The organism is Sulfitobacter geojensis (assembly GCF_000622325.1).
Lineage (GTDB): Bacteria > Pseudomonadota > Alphaproteobacteria > Rhodobacterales > Rhodobacteraceae > Sulfitobacter > Sulfitobacter geojensis.
Window position 1 is genome coordinate 3,301,991 of the sequence record NZ_JASE01000005.1, and the last position, 16,188, is coordinate 3,318,178.

Annotated in this window: 16 protein-coding genes; 10 read left to right on the forward strand and 6 right to left on the reverse strand. The window is 59.2% G+C overall.

All coding sequences use genetic code 11. From position 1 onward, the window contains the following. Positions 1-20: 20 nt before the first annotated feature. The 7 genes from Z947_RS0118090 to Z947_RS0118120 all read left to right on the forward strand — a co-directional run bounded on the left by Z947_RS0118090 (position 21) and on the right by Z947_RS0118120 (position 7,802). Positions 21-1,802: an acyl-CoA dehydrogenase C-terminal domain-containing protein gene (locus Z947_RS0118090; protein ID WP_025045691.1), complete on the forward strand. Its 1,782-nt coding sequence runs from the start codon at positions 21-23 to the stop codon at positions 1,800-1,802. A gap of 45 nt (positions 1,803-1,847) precedes the next feature. Next, on the forward strand, positions 1,848-2,060 hold the full coding sequence (locus tag Z947_RS0118095) for a hypothetical protein (protein ID WP_025045692.1): 213 nt from the start codon (positions 1,848-1,850) through the stop codon (positions 2,058-2,060). A 21-nt stretch (positions 2,061-2,081) separates the two neighbouring features. Then, positions 2,082-3,239: an acyl-CoA dehydrogenase family protein gene (locus tag Z947_RS0118100; protein WP_025045693.1), complete on the forward strand. Its 1,158-nt coding sequence runs from the start codon at positions 2,082-2,084 to the stop codon at positions 3,237-3,239. A gap of 170 nt (positions 3,240-3,409) precedes the next feature. After that, positions 3,410-4,048: a glutathione S-transferase family protein gene (locus Z947_RS0118105; RefSeq protein WP_025045694.1), complete on the forward strand. Its 639-nt coding sequence runs from the start codon at positions 3,410-3,412 to the stop codon at positions 4,046-4,048. 24 nt (positions 4,049-4,072) lie between these two features. Next, positions 4,073-5,284, forward strand: coding sequence for an acetyl-CoA C-acetyltransferase (locus Z947_RS0118110; RefSeq protein ID WP_025045695.1), 1,212 nt, complete (start codon positions 4,073-4,075; stop codon positions 5,282-5,284). Continuing rightward, on the forward strand, positions 5,284-5,574 hold the full coding sequence (locus Z947_RS0118115; protein WP_025045696.1) for a hypothetical protein: 291 nt from the start codon (positions 5,284-5,286) through the stop codon (positions 5,572-5,574). The genes Z947_RS0118110 and Z947_RS0118115 overlap by 1 nt, the downstream gene beginning before the upstream one ends. A gap of 26 nt (positions 5,575-5,600) precedes the next feature. After that, complete coding sequence (locus Z947_RS0118120) at positions 5,601-7,802, forward strand: 3-hydroxyacyl-CoA dehydrogenase NAD-binding domain-containing protein (RefSeq protein ID WP_025045697.1); 2,202 nt, start codon at positions 5,601-5,603, stop codon at positions 7,800-7,802. 227 nt (positions 7,803-8,029) lie between these two features. On the opposite strand, the gene Z947_RS22240 is transcribed toward Z947_RS0118120, so the two are convergent. The 3 genes from Z947_RS22240 to Z947_RS0118135 form a co-directional block, all read right to left on the reverse strand. Next, positions 8,030-8,206 (reverse strand): hypothetical protein, encoded by a 177-nt coding sequence (locus tag Z947_RS22240; RefSeq protein ID WP_025045698.1) that lies wholly within the window; start codon positions 8,204-8,206, stop codon positions 8,030-8,032. A 76-nt stretch (positions 8,207-8,282) separates the two neighbouring features. Then, positions 8,283-8,939 carry a sulfotransferase family 2 domain-containing protein gene (locus Z947_RS0118130; RefSeq protein ID WP_025045699.1) on the reverse strand — a complete coding sequence of 219 codons (657 nt, stop codon included), beginning with the start codon at positions 8,937-8,939 and terminating at the stop codon, positions 8,283-8,285. Then, the gene (locus Z947_RS0118135; protein ID WP_338057838.1) at positions 8,936-9,850 is read right to left on the reverse strand and encodes a DMT family transporter; all 915 of its coding nucleotides are present in this window, start codon (positions 9,848-9,850) and stop codon (positions 8,936-8,938) included. The genes Z947_RS0118130 and Z947_RS0118135 overlap by 4 nt, the downstream gene beginning before the upstream one ends. Positions 9,851-10,044: 194 nt before the next feature. Here Z947_RS0118135 and Z947_RS0118140 point away from each other — a divergent pair, with 194 nt between their 5' ends. After that, positions 10,045-11,667: an AMP-binding protein gene (locus Z947_RS0118140; protein WP_025045701.1), complete on the forward strand. Its 1,623-nt coding sequence runs from the start codon at positions 10,045-10,047 to the stop codon at positions 11,665-11,667. Between the two features lies 1 nt (position 11,668). Here Z947_RS0118140 and Z947_RS0118145 read toward each other — a convergent pair whose 3' ends face one another. Beyond that, the gene (locus Z947_RS0118145; protein ID WP_025045702.1) at positions 11,669-12,142 is read right to left on the reverse strand and encodes a GNAT family N-acetyltransferase; all 474 of its coding nucleotides are present in this window, start codon (positions 12,140-12,142) and stop codon (positions 11,669-11,671) included. A 95-nt stretch (positions 12,143-12,237) separates the two neighbouring features. On the opposite strand from Z947_RS0118145, the gene Z947_RS0118150 reads away from it, so the two are divergent. Continuing rightward, positions 12,238-13,251, forward strand: a complete 1,014-nt coding sequence (locus tag Z947_RS0118150; protein WP_025045703.1) for a hypothetical protein — start codon at positions 12,238-12,240, stop codon at positions 13,249-13,251. Between the two features lie 3 nt (positions 13,252-13,254). Further along, on the forward strand, positions 13,255-13,974 hold the full coding sequence (locus Z947_RS0118155) for an SGNH/GDSL hydrolase family protein (protein ID WP_025045704.1): 720 nt from the start codon (positions 13,255-13,257) through the stop codon (positions 13,972-13,974). A gap of 8 nt (positions 13,975-13,982) precedes the next feature. On the opposite strand, the gene Z947_RS0118160 is transcribed toward Z947_RS0118155, so the two are convergent. Beyond that, positions 13,983-15,356 carry an SPOR domain-containing protein gene (locus Z947_RS0118160; protein WP_052880680.1) on the reverse strand — a complete coding sequence of 458 codons (1,374 nt, stop codon included), beginning with the start codon at positions 15,354-15,356 and terminating at the stop codon, positions 13,983-13,985. Positions 15,357-15,447: 91 nt separating this feature from the next. Further along, the gene (upp, locus tag Z947_RS0118165) at positions 15,448-16,089 is read right to left on the reverse strand and encodes a uracil phosphoribosyltransferase (RefSeq protein WP_025045706.1); all 642 of its coding nucleotides are present in this window, start codon (positions 16,087-16,089) and stop codon (positions 15,448-15,450) included. Positions 16,090-16,188 lie beyond the last annotated feature (99 nt).

The following is a 16,188-nucleotide window of genomic DNA, read 5'->3' on the forward strand; positions in this document are numbered from 1 at the left end:
CACATCTTCGGGAGACCCACATGCCGACATATACAGCCCCTACCAAAGACATGCAGTTTGTGCTGCACGATGTGTTGAACATCAGCGCGGCCAGCACGCCGGGTTACGAGGATCTGGAGCCCGATTTCACCTCCGCCATTCTGGAAGAAGCAGGCAAGCTGACGTCAGAGGTAATCGCACCTCTGAACGCTGTTGGCGATACCGAAGGCTGTCGTCTGGAGAACGGTGTCGTTTACACGCCAACCGGCTTTAAGGACGCGTTTGAAAAGGTAAAAGAGGGCGGCTGGACCGGTCTGGACATGCCCGAACAATATGGCGGCCAGAACATGCCACAGGTCATCGGCTCCGCCGTTGGCGAGATGTTTTCTGCCGCCAACCAGGCCTTCACCATGTATCAGGGTCTGACCCACGGTGCGGCCTCTGCGATCCTTGCCCACGGCACGGACCAGCAGAAAGATACCTTCCTGCCCAAAATGGTGTCCTGCGACTGGACCGGCACCATGAACCTGACCGAACCGCATTGCGGCACCGATCTGGGACTGATGCGCACCAAAGCGGCCCCTCAGGCGGATGGTTCCTACAAGATTACCGGTCAGAAGATCTTTATCTCCTCGGGTGAACACGATCTGGCCGAGAATATCATCCATCTGGTGCTTGCCAAAATCGAAGGCGGCCCCGAAGGCATCAAGGGCGTGTCCCTGTTCATCGTTCCCAAGTTCAACGTGAACGAAGACGGGTCATTGGGCGAGCGTAACGGCGCAACTGTCGGCTCGATTGAAGAAAAAATGGGCATCCACGGCAACTCTACCTGCGTGATGAATTACGACGGTGCCACCGGCTATCTGCTGGGCGATGAACACAAAGGCATGCGCGCCATGTTCACCATGATGAACGAAGCGCGTCTGGGTGTGGGCATGCAGGGTCTGGCGCAAGCCGATGTTGCTTACCAGAACGCTGTGATCTACGCCAACGACCGCCTTCAGGGACGCGCAGTGACCGGTGCCGAAGCGCCCGACAAACCCGCCGACCCGCTGATTGTACATCCCGACATCCGTCGCTCCCTGATGGAACAAAAGTCTTTTGTTGAAGGCGCGCGTGCGTTCATCCTTTGGGGTGCCACCATGATCGACGCCGCTCACCGTTCCGGTGACAAGGATGCCGATGGTCTGGTGTCGCTGCTGACGCCGGTGATCAAGGGGTTCCTGACCGACGTGGGCTATGACATGACCGTCAAAGCGCAGCAGGTGTATGGCGGCCACGGCTATATCGAAGAATGGGGCATGTCGCAGTTCACCCGTGATGCGCGTATCGCGATGATCTATGAGGGTGCCAATGGCGTGCAGGCGCTGGACCTTGTGGGCCGCAAACTGGCGCAGGACGGCGGCAAACATGTCATGGCTTTCTTTGAGTTGGTGAAAACCTTCTGCAAGGACAATGCCGGTACTGACGAGGTATTCGACAAAGAGTTCATCGACCCCCTGAAAGCCGCCAGCAAGGATCTGCAATCCGCGGGCATGTACTTTATGCAGAACGGCATGAAAAACCCGAACCACGCCTTGGCCGGGTCCAACGACTTTATGCACATGTTCGGCCATGTCTGCCTGGGTCTGATGTGGGCAAAGATGGGCCTTGCTGCCCGCGCAGCTTTGGCCAATGGCACCGGTGATGCGGCGTTTTACGAGACCAAGCTGACCACGGGCCGTTTCTATATGGCGCGCCAATTGCCAGCGACCGCGCTGCACCTGACACGCATCCAGAGCGGTGCAGATACAGTGATGGCGCTGGACGCGGCGAACTTCTAGAGTGGCGGCGGGGTTACCCCCGCCCTACCCGACCCGGAGAGACATGTGCCCAAACGCTTTCGCCTGACCCGCCGTTTTCCCGTCGCCATGACAGAAGATGGATACCGTCGCCTGAAGAAATTCAGCGCCGAGGCGGGACTGGACGAAGGCGAGGCCCTGTCTTTTCTATTCGAGAATTTTGCGAGCGTTACCAACGAAGAAAATCTGACCGCACGGTTGCGGTTGTTCAACGCAGAGCTTGAAGACCGCAAACGTTAACGCACCTTGGGAGGGGACGTGATGAGCGACGTGAAGGCCACATCATCCAGCTGGATGACCGAAGAGCACCAGATGCTTGCCGAAATGACGACCAACTTCATCAATACCGAATGGGCCCCCCGTTTCGAAAAGTGGCGCAAGCAATCCGAAATGGACCGCGACACCTGGCAGGAAGCCGGCGCTTTGGGTCTGCTTTGTGCCTCAATCCCCGAAGAATACGGTGGCGCAGGCGGTGATTTCGGCCACGAGGCCGCGATCTATATCGAAAGCGCGCGCGCCAATCTGGCCAGCTGGGGCAACGGCATCCATTCCGGCATCGTGGCGCACTACATCCTTGCCTACGGCACCGAGGAACAGAAAAAGCGTTGGCTACCCAAGATGGTTTCGGGCGAGATGGTCGGGGCCTTGGCGATGACCGAACCCTCCACCGGATCGGACGTGCAGGCGATTAAGACAAAAGCCGTCCGCGAGGGCAACGCCTATCGCCTGTCGGGACAGAAGACCTTTATCACCAACGGACAGCACGCCAACCTGATCGTCGTCGCCGCGAAAACCGATCCCTCAGAAGGGTCCAAAGGGGTCTCCCTTGTGGTGGTTGAAACCGACGGCGCGGAGGGTTTCCAGCGCGGCCGCAACCTTGAAAAAATCGGCAAACACGCCTCCGACACGTCAGAGCTGTTCTTTGACAACGTCGAAATTCCGCCCGAAAACATTCTGGGTCAGGAAGAAGGCAAAGGCTTCTACCAGATGATGCAGCAACTCCCGCAGGAACGTCTGATCATCGCCTGCGAAGCGGTGGGCGCGATGGAAGGTGCTGTTGAACGCACTATCGCCTATTGCAAGGAACGCGAAGCCTTCGGCGGCAACCTCCTGCAATTCCAGAACACCCGCTTCAAACTGGCGGAATGCAAAACCAAAACCGCGGTGGCGCGCGCTTTCCTTGATCAATGCATGAGCGAACACCTGCGCGGCGAACTGACCGTCGATCGTGCCGCTATGGCGAAATACTGGCTGACCGATACGCAAGGCGAAGTACTGGACGACTGCCTGCAACTGCACGGCGGCTATGGCTTCATGCAGGAATACGCCATCGGCGAAATGTGGACCGACGCCCGGGTGCAACGCATCTACGGCGGCACAAATGAAATTATGAAGGAGCTGATCGCGCGCAACCTCTGATGTCTGCGTTGGATGCGCCTACAGGATTGAGTTTATCGGCAAGATGAAGCCGATCCCGCGCACCCCAACAATCATGTGGCGCAAGACGCTGGCAATCCCGCTTCATCTTGCTCTTAAACTCATCACGAGGCGTGCCTCGTCTGCGACCGCAACAACAAGGAACCCGTCCCATGACCATCAAGCTCCACTGCTTCGGCGAATCCGGCAATGCCTATAAGGCGGCTTTGGCCCTGCAACTTTCGGGACTGGACTGGGAACCGGTCAAGGTCGACTTTTTTGGCGGCGAAACCCGCACACCGGACTTTCGCGCGACAATCAATGCCATGGGCGAAGCGCCGGTCATGATCGATGGCGATGTGCGGCTGACCCAATCCGGCGTGATTCAGGACTACATATCCGAGAAATCAGGCCGCTTTGGCGGGCGTAATGCCGAAGAACGCCGCGAAATCCTGCGCTGGGTGCTGTGGGACAACCACAAACTCAGCTCCATGGCGGGGATGACCCGTTTCCTGATGAATTTCCTGCCCGAAGACAAACGCCCGCAGGAGGTCATCACCTTTAATCTTGGCCGTTTGCAGGCTGCTTACGGTGTCCTTAACGATCACCTTGAAGGGCGCGACTGGATTGTCGGCGACGGGGTCACCAACGCCGATCTGTCCTGCTGCGGGTATCTCTATTATCCGGAGCCTTTCGGCTTTGACCGCAGCGCCTTCCCAAACATCGACGCGTGGCTCACGCGTCTGTCCCAACAACCGGGCTGGAAAGCCCCTTATGATCTGATGCCCGGCAGCCCCGCTGACCGTGCCTGACCTGACTGAACCGGAGTATATCACATGACCGAAGCTTATATTTACGACGCCATCCGCACACCGCGCGGCAAAGGCCGCAAAGACGGAGCCCTGCACGAGGTGACATCCCTGCGTTTGTCATCGCAAACACTGAACGCGCTAAAAGACCGCAACAACCTGAGCGGCCACGCCGTGGAGGATGTGATTTGGGGCAATGTCACGCAGGTGATGGAACAGGGCGGCTGTCTTGCCCGCTCCGCGGTGCTGGCCTCTGATCTTGATGAACGCATTCCCGGCCTTGCGATCAACCGCTTCTGCGCAAGCGGTATGGAAGCCGTGAACCTTGCGGCCAACCAGGTCAAGGGCGGCGCAGGCATGGCCTATATCGCCGGTGGCGTGGAAATGATGGGCCGTGTGGCCATGGGCAGTGACGGCGCAGCAATCGCCGTCGATCCCTCGATTGCCATGGAACAGTATTTCGTCCCGCAAGGCATCTCCGCCGATATCATTGCGACCGAATACGGGTTTAGCCGCGATGATGCGGACCAGCTTGCCGTTGCTTCGCAGCAGCGCGCGGAAAAAGCGTGGAAAGAGGGCCGGTTCAAGAACTCTGTGATCACCATCACGGACCAGAACGGGCTGACCATTCTGGATCACGACGAATACATGCGCCCGCAGACCGACATGCAGAGCCTTGGCAGCCTGTCCCCAGCGTTTCAGGCCATGGGCGAAGTCATGCCAGGTTTTGACAAGGTCGCCATGCTGAAGTACCCGCATCTGGAAAAGATCAATCACATCCACCACGCAGGCAACTCTTCAGGGATCGTCGATGGTGCCGCGGCTGTGTTGATCGGCAACAAGGAATTCGGCGAAAAATACGGCCTCAAGCCCCGCGCCCGCATCCGTGCCAACGCCAAAATCGGCACCGACCCGACCATCATGCTGACCGGTCCAGTCCCAGTGACCGAAAAGATTCTGGCTGAAAACGGTATGACCATCAACGACATCGACCTGTTCGAAGTGAACGAGGCCTTTGCAGCCGTGGTCATGCGCTTTATGCAGGCCTTTGACGTCGATCACGACAAGGTCAACGTGAATGGCGGTTCTATCGCGATGGGTCACCCGCTGGGCGCAACCGGCGCGATGATCATCGGCACGCTGCTGGACGAGTTGGAGCGGGCAGACAAGGAAGTTGGTCTGGCCACGCTGTGCATCGCCTCCGGCATGGGTGCAGCAACCATCATCGAGCGGGTGTAATGGCCGCGCACCCCTTTCACGCGGTGGCGGATCTGGCGGCCCGTCAGGGCATGGACCAGTTGGCGCTGACGGTCGCCGACAACGGTGCCTATGTCCGACTGGTCCAACAGGACCCACCCTTGTTCTTCAAATACAAGGCCGATCCAAGCCACCCCTTGGACCGCGCCGACCTTCACAATTTCAAGCGCCTGACGCTCAGCGAAGAGGATTGCAGCAACGGACCACAGGCTACTCTGGCCCTAATCAAAATGCTGCTCGAAAAATTCGCCGATTATCAGCCCAAGCGCTAACCAATTCCTGACTAGGGAGACGAAAAATGACCGATTTCACTATGAAAACCGACGCTAACGGCGTTGCCATCATCACATGGGACGTTGCGGATAAATCCATGAACGTGATGTCCATCGACGGGCTGACACAGCTTGAGGCGCATATCGACGCGGCCCTTGCTGATGATGCCGTGAAAGGCATCGTGATCACCTCGGGCAAGGAAGGATCTTTTGCCGGTGGCATGGACCTGAACCTGCTCGCTAAAATGCGCGAGGATGCGGGCGACGATCCGGCCAAGGGCCTGTTCGAGGGCACCATGAAAATGCACGCCCTGCTGCGCAAGATCGAGCGCGCGGGCATGGACCCCAAGACCAATAAAGGCGGCAAACCGATTGCTGCCGCCCTGCCCGGCACTGCCGCAGGCATCGGGCTTGAGCTGCCGCTGGCCACACACCGCATTTTCTGCGCCGACAACCCCAAGGCCCGCATCGGCCTGCCCGAAATCATGGTTGGCATCTTCCCCGGTGCCGGCGGCACAACCCGTCTGAGCTTCAAGCTCGGCGCGATGGCAGCCTCCGGTTTTCTGCTTGAGGGCAAAATGGTCGCCCCTGCCGCCGCTGTCAAAGCGGGCCTGATCGACGAAGTGGCCGATGATCCGGTCGCCGCTGCGAAGGAATGGGTACTGAACGCAAAAGACGCAGATCTGGTGAAACCATGGGATGCCAAGGGCTACAAAATGCCCGGCGGCGCACCGTACCACCCTGCGGGCTTCATGACCTTTGTCGGTGCCAATGCGATGATCAACTCCAAGACCAAGGGGGCCTTCCCTGCGGCCAAGGCGCTTCTGTCTGCCGTATACGAAGGCGCGCTTGTTCCCTTCGACACCGCCCTCAAGATCGAAGCACGTTGGTTCACGTCCGTCCTGATGAACCCCTCCTCTTCCGCGATGATCCGTTCCTTGTTCCTGAACAAGGAAGCGCTTGAAAAAGGCGCTGTGCGTCCTGCGGGCATCCCCGACCAGCGCGTCAAGAAACTGGGCGTTCTGGGTGCCGGCATGATGGGTGCAGGCATCGCACTGGTATCGGTGCAGGCCGGTATCGAAGTGGTGCTGATCGACCGTGACCAAGCCGCTGCCGACAAGGGCAAGGCATACGCCGAAGCCTATTTCGACAAAGGCATCGCGCGCAAGAAAGGCACCGTTGAAAAGAAAGAGGCAGCCCTTGCCCTGATCAACGCAACACCTGATCTGGACGCGCTCAAAGGGTGTGATCTGATCATCGAAGCCGTCTTCGAAGAACCAAAGGTCAAAGCCGAGATGACCAAGAAGGTCGAAGCCGTGATCCCTGAGGATTGCATCTTTGCCTCCAACACCTCGACCCTGCCGATCACCGATCTGGCCAAAGCGTCGAGCCGTGCAGAACAGTTCATCGGCATCCACTTCTTCAGCCCAGTTGAACGCATGGCGCTGGTGGAAATCATCAAGGGTAAAGAAACCGGCGACCGTGCCGTTGCCAAATCCCTCGATTATGTCCGCCAGATCCGCAAAACGCCCATCGTGGTCAACGACGCGCGCTTTTTCTATGCCAACCGTTGCATCATCCCTTACGGTGGCGAAGCAAACCGCATGATCACCGAAGGTGTCGCACCCGTCCTGATCGACAATGCCGCGCAGATGCTCGGCTTCCCAGTCGGTCCGGTACAATTGGGTGACGAGACATCCATCGATCTGGCAACCAAGATCATGCGCGCCACCAAGGCGGCGATGGGCAACGCCTATCCAGCGTCAGAAGCCGATGACCTTATCGTCTGGATGGAAGACGAGGGCCGTCTGGGTCGCAAGGCCAAAGCCGGTTACTTTGATTATGATGAAAAGGGCAAGCGTCTGGGCTACTGGAAAGGCGTACATGACCGCTATCCACTGGCCGAAGTGCAGCCTGATTTGCAAGAAGTGCAGGACCGTCTGATGTTTGTTCAGGTGCTGGAAGCCGTGCGTGCGCTGGAAGAAGGTGTGCTGATGGACATCCGCGAAGGTGACGTGGGTGCGATCCTTGGCTGGGGTTTTGCGCCTTGGTCCGGTGGCCCCTTCTCATGGCTCGACATGATCGGCACACCTTACGCTGCCGAGCGCTGTGACGAGCTGGAAGCCAAGTTTGGCGAGCGTTTCAAATGCCCTGACCTGCTGCGCGAAATGGCGGCAAAGAACCAGTCGTTCTATGGCCGTTTCGGCGGTGAAGCTGCCGCTGCCTAAGCTGTCAGAATATTCCACGGGAAAGGGGCGCTTTGGCGTCCCTTTTTCGTTTTAGGGCAAGGTTTTTTCTGGGGCAAAAGGGCGCAGCACCGCAGATCAGGGCTGGCCCCTTGTAAGGCAGCCCAAAACCGGTGGCGATAAAGCGGTGCACGAGGGCAGTGCGTCACGCGACGCACCCCTCCCGTTACGGGTCCAACCCCGTTGCCCACCACATTAAAAAAGCCGCCTCACTTCTTATCGCGGGCGGCTTTTTCTTCTTTGGTCAATTTGTTGTTCCACTGATTATTGCTCAGCCCCAGCTCTGCCTTGGGTGGTTTGGTTTTACCAACGCTGACCTTGCCACCCTTGTTCAAGTATTCCTGAATAAGCGCGTCATCAGTAGTTTCTTTTTTCACATGTTTCATGCGTGCAAGACTAACCCCATAAACCGAGCTCCAAAAGCGATTTCGCCTGTCGCGGCATAAAAAGGGCCGCCAAATGCTAGAGGGACGGATCAAACCGATAGCCGAAGCGCGCGATGTCCTCTGCACAGCATTCCGCCACGGTTTCGCGCATCTCGCGGGAATAGTAATCCCCATAGGCCCGCGCGCGGGTCGAGCGGTTTTCCCAGGGCAGCGCCAGTTCAAAACCCAGATGTTCACGCAAGGCGGCGGCATCCTGTTCAAAATGCTCAAGCCGGATGTAGCTTGAGGCGCGTTCAACCCCGTTCACGTCGCGCATATAGCGTGCAGCCGGCCAAGCGCGCTGTGCCGCTTGGGTCGCGGGATCGGCTAGAAACCCCTCGAATGATTGGGCCTTGGCCAAAGACACGGCAGGATGGTCAAACCCCTGTTCACGCAGCCAATGGTAATAACTGACCAACCGGTCCCACGGATTGCGCACGAGCGTAAAGGTGAACATCTGCGCAATCTCTTCCACACTGACCAGCCCGTCGATGTCCGACAGCCCGGCGTGTTTCCACAACCGCCCTGACGTTTTGATCCCCTTCACCTTCCTGCGCCGCTTCACCGCTTTGGGCGTATCCCCCAGCATAATGTCGTCTTTCATCGCGCGATCTTCCAACGCCAGGGCCAGCGAAGTGCCCCCTGTCTTGGGAATATGCACAAAGATATAGGACCGGCCGCGACTGATAATCATGCAGCGCGCTCCGCCGCCGTGCTGCGTAGCGCGATCACCGTGCCCGCGATGGCGATCAACACCATGCCCCAAAGGCCCAGCGGCGATACCGTTTGATCCCACAGAACCCACGCCCAAAAGCTGGCAAAAACCAGCAATGAATATTCAAACACCGCCACATGGCTGGCCTCGCCCAATTGATAGCCGCGAAAGATCAATCCGATCCCGATCAGTGAACCCACCGCCTGTACCGCAAACCAGAACAACATCGCCCCGTCCAGCGGTCCCCATGACCGCAGCACAAATCCCGCGTGCCCTGCCGGCGCATCCACATTGACTACAAATATTCCGATCAACCCGAACACCCCAAGCAAACCAAAGAAGCCCGCCGTCAGGGACAGCGTGCTTTCCCCTTCACACCAAGCGCGGGTGGCGACGGCACCCACTGCATAAAACAGCCCTGCAACAATCGGTAGAAACGCCACCGGATCAAGGGCCGCAGGATCAGGTTGGATCACCATTACCGCGCCCGCAAATCCGGCGATCACCGCGGCCCAACGAAAGACCCCCACCGGTTTGCCCTGAAACAGAATAGAAATCAGCACCACAAACAAGGGGGCGGTGAACAGCCCCGCCACCACTACCCCGATGGGCAAAACCGACAGGCAGCCGAAATAGATCAGCATCGCACTGGCAGGAAAGAAGCTGCGCGCCAGAACCGCCCACGGCCTGTTCATACGAAAACTGCCATACCCCAAGGCAACGACAGCACCAAGAATAACAAACCCCATCAGCGAGCGGACAAAGTGGAATTGCCACAGCGATCCCCGTTCGGAAATGAACGGGACAAAGTTGTCCGTAAGCCCCAGCGCGGCCATGCCGCCCAGTACCGATGCGGCGGCCATTGCTGAATGCGTAATCTGACCGCTCACATGACGTCCTTTTTTGCCTGATACTTTTGGTCCCAAGGGCGATGCCCCGTTTGACGCGTCATAGGGCGCGGCAACAGAAACAAGTTCCACAGCGGCACAGAAAAGCCGAACCCTTGTAAAACACCCTTTCAAAACCACGTCGCTGCCGCAATACTCATTCTCTCACGACAACTTGCCATCAGGGAGGATGCAACATGGGGTGGATGAACGACGAAGCCGGTCTGGACAAATGCGCTGCCAACTATGTCCCGCTGACGCCCCTGTCCCATCTGCGCCGCGCGGCACAGGTCTTTGCCGAACACCCGGCCGTCATCTACGCCGATCACCGCGTGAGCTATGCGCAATATTACGACCGCTGTACGCGCCTTGCCTCTGCCCTTAGCGCCATGGGCATCAGGTCAGGTGATGTGGTCGCAACCCTTTTGCCCAATACCCCCGCCCAAGCCGAGGCGCATTTTGGCGTGCCAGCATGCGGTGCGGTTTTGAACACGATCAACATGCGGCTGGATGTCGCCACCGTCGCCTATATCTTTGATCACGGCGAGGCCAAGGCGGTGCTGGTCGACACCGAATTTATGGCGCTCGCCGAAGCCGCCATCGCCGCGATGGACGGCACCCCGCCCACGATCATCGAAGTCACCGACCCGAGATTTCCGGCTACCGGACGCTATCCGACTTATGAGGATATCTTGGCCAGCGCCGATCCCGCGTTCGACTGGATCATGCCGCAGGACGAATGGGAAAGCCTTGCGCTGAACTATACCTCTGGCACCACGGGCAAACCGAAAGGTGTGGTTTACCACCATCGCGGGGCCTACCTGATGACCATGGGCACGGTTGTTTCATGGCGCATGGTGCTGCATCCGGTGTTTATGCAAATCGTGCCGCTGTTTCATTGCAACGGATGGAACCACACGTGGATGATGCCCCTCATTGGCGGCACGCTGGTCTGCTGTCGCGACATTACCGCCCCCAACATCTATGACGCCATCGCGGATGAGGGGGTTACCCACTTCGGCGGTGCGCCCATCGTGCTGAACATGCTGGTCAACGCACCGGACAGCGAACGGCGTGCTTTTGAACACAAGGTCGAGGTCTTTACCGCCGGTGCCCCCCCTGCCCCTGCAACCCTGTCCAAAATCGAACAATTGGGGTTTAATATTACACAGGTTTACGGGCTGACCGAAACCTACGGCCATGTCACCGAATGCATCTGGAAAGCCCGCGATTGGGATACCCTTGACGCGGCTGCGCGCGCCGCGATCAAGGCACGACAGGGCGTGGCCATGCCGATGATGGACCACATCACCGTGATGGATCACGAGGGGCACCAAACCCCGATGGACAGCGCAACCCAAGGCGAAATCATGATCCGCGGTAATTCAGTGATGAAGGGTTATTTCAAAAACCCCGATGCCACGGCTGAAGCCTTCAAAGGGGGCTATTTCCACTCCGGTGACCTCGCTGTGCAGCACCCTGATGGCTATATCCAGATTGCGGATCGGGCCAAGGACATCATCATCTCGGGCGGCGAAAACATCTCAAGCGTTGAGGTCGAGGGCGTGTTGATGGGCCATCCTGACGTCAACCTTGCCGCCGTGGTTGCCAAAGCAGACGAGAAATGGGGCGAAGTGCCTTGTGCCTTCGTGGAGTTGAAATCCGGTGCCACAGCGGATGAAGCAGCCCTGATCGCCTTTACCCGCGAAACGCTTGCCGGTTTCAAAACCCCCAAACGGGTGGTGTTTCAGGACCTTCCCAAAACCTCGACCGGCAAAATCCAGAAACACGAATTGCGCAAGGTTGCCGCCACGCTCTAAGTCAGCTTTCCGGCGGCAGCTTTTTCTCATAGCGCCAGCACGAAACGGTCTTCGGCCCTGATGCTGTTTCAACGTGGTAATCGAATGTAGCGGCCTGTTGCCAGCCGGATTTTTCGTAAAACCGTGCCGCGCGCGCATTGCCAACCGCGCAGGCCAACCATGCCAGCCGACCTGCCAATGCCGCTTCTGCGTGGCGCATCAGGGTCTTGGCCGCACCCGTCCCGCGAAAACCGGCCCCGACATAGAACTGATAGATCTCGTCGCCCTCCAGCATGTGAAACCCCGCAATCTGGCCGTCGAGCTCCATCACTGTGGTCTGTGCAAGATGTGAGGCGGTGCGGCCCTCAAACTCTGCCACGGTGCGCAGTGCCACCAATGCGGCCGGCACATGTGCGGCGTGCCCCTCGTGCCATCCTTTGTGCCACATGTGGGCAAGCGCCACGGTGTCCCCGTCCTCAGCTGCGCGAAATTGCATTCCCTACCCCCTGTCATTCGCTTGAACCTGAGCCATTGCCCCGCCGCAGTCAAATGCTACAATGGACGAAAAGTAAGAGGCCATCAGCAGCTCCCGTGACCGCGCTCACCAAATACGCGAGGCTTGAGGCAACCGCCCTCTGGCGTGCGACCCCGCAAGAACAGCGCCGCGAGGTGATTGTTTCTATTGGCGATGCGACCTTGGTGATCATCGACAACAACGACAAACCGCTGGCCCACTGGTCACTGGCCGCTGTGGAACGTGCCAACCCCGGCATCCGCCCTGCGATATTCCACCCCGATGGCGACCCCGGCGAGACACTGGAACTGCCAGAGGCCGAGGCAGAGATGACCGACGCCATCGAAACCCTGCGCAAAGCCATCGAAAAATCGCGCCCGCGGCCGGGCCGGTTGCGCTGGATCGGCATGGCGGCCTCTGTGCTGGTTGTGGCATGGATTGCTGCCTTCTGGCTGCCCGGTGCGATGCAGGATCACACACTGAAAGTTGTGCCCAAAGTCAAACGCAGTGCCATTGGACTGGCGCTGCTGAAACGCATCGAACGCGTCTCGGGGGCGGTTTGCAGTGATACGGCGGGCCGCGCCGCACTTGGCCTGTTGGCAACCCGTTTGCAGGCCGGACCCATTGCCGTCCTTCCCAACATGACCCAAGACAGCCTGCATGTGCCCGGTGATCTGATCCTGCTTGATCGCAGCGTGATTGAGGATTTTGAAGAACCCGACATCACTGCCGGCTATATTGTGACCGAACAGGCGCGCCGTGATGCGACCGACCCGTTGCGCGATCTGTTGCAGGTTGTTGGCCTGCGCGAGAATTTCCGCCTGCTGACCACCGGCGATGTCGCCCCCGAAGCGCTTGATCTATATGCTGAACATTTGATGACCACGCCCCCCGCCGCCGCCGATACCGGCCGCCAGATTACGCGTTTTGAACGCGCCGCCCTGCGCAGCACGCCCTATGCCTATGCCCGTGACATCACCGGCGAAACCACATTGGAGCTGATTGAGGGCGATCCGATGAACGGCAAACTGACAGAACCCTTGATGTCGGACGCCAACTGGCTGCGCCTTCAAACAATCTGCGGCGGCTAAACCATGATCGACACCGGATTGCGCGCGTTTTTGTCGCCGCTGCTGATCACCCAGGCGCTGCGGGTGCGGCGCAACGCGCAAAGCCTGCCTGAAGCCGCAGGCCCCCGCAGCGGCACGCTGGGGTCCGGCCCGCCGCTGCGCCTTGCCATCATCGGAGACAGTTCAGCGGCAGGGGTTGGCGTCGCCCATCAACGCGATGCGCTGAGCGGCCAGTTGTGCGCCATGCTGGCCCCGCACTTTACCCTAACCTGGCAGCTCGACGCGCTGACCGGTGCGACCACCCGCAGTACCCTGTCGCGACTGGCCACTGCCGCGGCAAGACCGGTCGACGTGATCGTCCTTGCGCTTGGGGTGAATGACGTGACCCGCCTGATCCCTGCGCGCAAATGGGTGCACCAGCAACAAACGCTGTTTGATCGCCTGAACACGCTTTACCGACCCAAGCAGATTTACATCAGCGGCATGCCTCCGATGGGGCATTTCCCCTTGCTGCCTGAACCGCTGCGCTGGACCCTCGGGCGTCATGCGACCAAGCTGGAGCACCGGCGTGCCGCGGTTCTGGCCACCCGCCCCGACTGTACCCATGTCCCCTTTAATCTACCACTTGATCCGGCGCTGATGGCCACGGACGGGTTTCATCCTGCGGCACCGCTCTACACGCTTTGGGCTAAAGAAATGGCCAGTCGGATCCTCTCCGACTGGCCAAAAGATTCTTCAAGGTGAGGTCAGGTTTACCGCGCGAAAGCATCCGCATAACCTGCGCCGCGCAGCCGGCCCATTGCCGATTTCAGGGCCCCTGAACCGTTAAACGGACCGGCCTGCACAGTCATAAAGGTTTTCCCGCCCTTGCGGTGTTTGCCAATCCGCGCGGCCATGCCCATGCGGGCGATGTTGCGGGCAGCCCGCTGCGCATTCGCGGGGTTGTTAAACGTACCAACCTGCACATAGCGTTTGCCCGCCAGCGCAGGTGATACCGCAGCCTTGCGTTTAGCCGCCTTCGGTGTCGCCGTTTTGGGTGTCGACCGTGTGGAATAGACGGGCTTGCGTTTCAGCGCCTTGCCCTTGGCGTGACGCACCACACGTTTCACCGTCTGGCCATCACGTTGAACGATGGTGACCTCACCCAGATCGCGTTGCTGCTGCGCCACCGACGTGTAGGGATAGATCAACGGTACAGAAGCTGTGACATCGCGCCCTGTGGACTGGTTGATCAGGCGACGTGGCACTGTCTGGGTCCACACCAGCAACATCCCCGCACGCCCCTCAAGGTTTTGCTCGGCGCGTTTTGGGTTCAAACGATCGTCATCCCAAACCGTCTTGTATCCGCGTGGCACAGTGACGTTGCGGGTGTTCACACGGTTCTGCGCCACATGTTTCGGCACAATCCGCGTTTTTGCGGTGACGGCAGGCACCTGTGTCGTTGTGCCCGCCGTGCTGTGCGTCTGTTTGACAGCCGCGCGCGGCTGGCTTGCCACCGCAACAGGGACCGTTCTGGGGGTAAAGTGATTGCCGACAATCGGCTGGGTCTGAGGACCACAACGGACCCCTTCGCCGCGCAAGTACTGCGCAGAAATCGCTGAGGCACCGGGGCAGCCGCCACTGGCCTGCGCCACCGTTGTGCGCCGCACCTTGGGGGCGGGCGTGATCACAGCAGGAGCGACCGCAACTTTGCGTGGCTTGGGGGCTGCAACGCGGCGCTGCGCCGTTTGGCGGACAACAACAGGGGCTTTGCGCGCCGGTTTGGCTGCTTTTGCGACGCGCTTGGGTGCCGGCTTAGGCTTGGCAACGGGTGCCGGGGCCAACGTGATCTGTGCCGGTGCCGTCTCGGGTACTGGCGCGGCTGCCCGTACGGCATTTGTCGGCTTGAATCCGCAAACCGTCTTGCGGTCGCGCGTCACGCGAGGGACCCAGGACACATTGCCGTCAATGCCCGCACGGATGAACACACATCCCTTACTGTCGACGTATTGTTTGCCTTTGTAAGAACTGGCAGGAAACTCCGCCGGCTGCTGCTCTTTGATCTGCGCCACCGCAAAACCCGACCCCGTGGCCACGCCAAAGCTGCCCGCCAGTGCCACAATCGCTAGTATTCTTGTCAGTCTCATTTCGTGCCCCCACACAACATATAGTCGAAGATGCCCCAGCCCTGCGCACAAGTCCAGCACCCAGAGCATCCCCGATCCCGATTTCAGCCGATTATTTGGTGCCGAACATCCGGTCACCGGCATCACCCAAACCGGGGATGATATAGCCAAGCTCATTTAATGAATCGTCAATCGACGCCGTGACAATCGGCACATCGGGATGCGCTTCTTTCATCCGCGCAATGCCTTCGGGGGCGGCCAGCAGGCACAGAAAACGGATGTTTGTCGCCCCTGCCTTTTTCAACAGATCAATTGCCGCCACCGAAGAGTTGCCCGTCGCCAGCATCGGATCCACCGCGATGACCAAACGATCATCCAGCCCTTCCGGCACCTTAAAATAATATTGCACTGGCTGAAGTGTCTCTTCATCGCGGTACAGGCCGACAAATCCGACCCGTGCCGAGGGGATCAGCTCAAGCACACCGTCCATCAACCCGTTGCCCGCCCGCAAGATCGAGATCAACGCCAGCTTCTTGCCATCCAGCGTCGGCGCATCCATCTGTTGCATCGGCGTTTCAATCCGCTTGGTCGTCATCGGCAGGCCGCGCGTCACCTCATAGGCCAACAGCTGCGAAATCTCGCGCAAAAGCTGGCGGAACACGGCGGTCGGCGTGTTCTTATCGCGCATAATGGTCAGCTTGTGCTGCACCAAGGGGTGGTCAACGTGGGTCACGTGGTCATCAAGATCAGGCATTGGCGGCAGCTCCTTATTTTGCCCTCCGTTGTCGCGCGAAACGCCCCATTCCGCAAGCGTCCACGCCCCCTCTTTTTGGCCTTATATCCTGCGGGGTTT